Annotated in this window: 1 protein-coding gene and 1 pseudogene; both read right to left on the bottom strand. The window is 39.8% G+C overall.

All coding sequences use genetic code 11. From position 1 onward, the window contains the following. Window positions 1-317: 317 nt before the first annotated feature. A complete protein-coding gene (locus LKD41_RS15580; protein WP_014080632.1) occupies window positions 318-1028 on the bottom strand; it encodes a DUF6040 family protein in 711 nt (236 codons plus the stop codon). Further along, window positions 1006-1262 (bottom strand): annotated as a pseudogene (locus LKD41_RS15575) (MobA/MobL family protein); the annotation flags it as partial. The pseudogene LKD41_RS15575 and the gene LKD41_RS15580, both read right to left, overlap by 23 nt.

Here is a 1262-nt window from a genome sequence, read left to right as displayed (position 1 = left end):
CTTTCTTTATCGGATAAAATAACCTGTTCTCCTAGTCCCATATCATCAAACGACCATATTACGCACACAAAGACCATATTTTTACAAGATGACCACTGCCTTAGTAGAAGCTCTGTATCTCAAACTCTTTGAAATACAATGCTTCCCTGCATTTTCTATATCGGCATGTTGATATTATTACTTTACTATCCTGCACACTCTCTGAGAGTGACTGTATCTATCAAAAAAGAAGCCAGCAGTTTATTCACGCACTGCTGACTTCTTATAATACTACTCATTTTATTTACTTCGCTGCGTCTCAGACAATTTTTTTATTTTTAAACATAACCTCTGTTTTCCCGCCATCCCTTTACATACCACCTGATTCCAACATATACCAGTTGCACGAATAATAAGAGAAATAGCAGATTGATTGGCAATACTTCCTTTATCCAATCCCCAAAGTAGATAGCTATTGCCATACTTACAAGTATCACCATTATGGTAATCATATCCCAACAGTATTTCTTATATAGCCCTGCAATCTTTATTTCGATGAATGCCAAAAGTATTCCCACACCCACCAGACATCCACCGCAAATCAATATTCTTATCAGCCAGTTTATAATTCCAGCAACGACAGGATTGGATATTCCATCACTAATCTGTGCCACGTTCTTTCCTGCCAGTACAACCCAGCCAGCAATGGTCTGTGTGAAAGTTGCGATTGTATCAAAGAATACCACGCAATCAGAAATAAATATTTTTGACCGTATCATCTGAAAAAGAGTAGTTGATACGGAATACCATATCAGCAGAAACATCAATGCTTCATACATGGCTGTTTTTGTTTTATATCTGCCTGCCAGTTTTTCCCTCTGCATATCATACTTTTCCTTAGCTTTCAGATAAGCTGTCTGTTTACAATTCCCGCACTTTTGATAGAGTACCGGCTTTTCAACCGGTATCTCTACTTTTTTCTGATGGGAGAGTGCATAATCCCGTTCCTGTTCTGCCTGTCTCTGCTTATCTCGACATTCCTCTATCATGGCTTGGACGGTGTGTGTTTTCTCTTTCTCGCTCTGCAACAATTCTTTTGTTTTCCTCAAGTCGTTCTTTAAGGCTTGAATGTTCTCTGTTTTGTTCTCGCTGTTTAACTTCTCGTTCAAGGTCAGCGATTCGTCGAGCTGCACTTTCAGTTCCCTGATAGTCCGGTCTTTCTGGTCGAGTTCTTCCTGCATCTGCTCTGTCAGCAGAAGCAACTCTTCCAGTTGATCGTCGCT

The organism is Roseburia sp. CLA-AA-H209 (assembly GCF_020687575.1).
GTDB classification, from domain to species: Bacteria; Bacillota; Clostridia; order Lachnospirales; family Lachnospiraceae; genus Roseburia_C; species Roseburia_C amylophila.
The sequence above is the reverse complement of the archived record's forward strand: the minus strand, read 5'-3'. Positions and strand labels throughout refer to the sequence as shown.

Coding starts and splice junctions, on each gene's coding strand:
- LKD41_RS15580 (WP_014080632.1), bottom strand. CDS start 1,028: ATGATAGAGGAATGTCGAGATAAGCAGAGACAGGCAGAACAGGAACGG.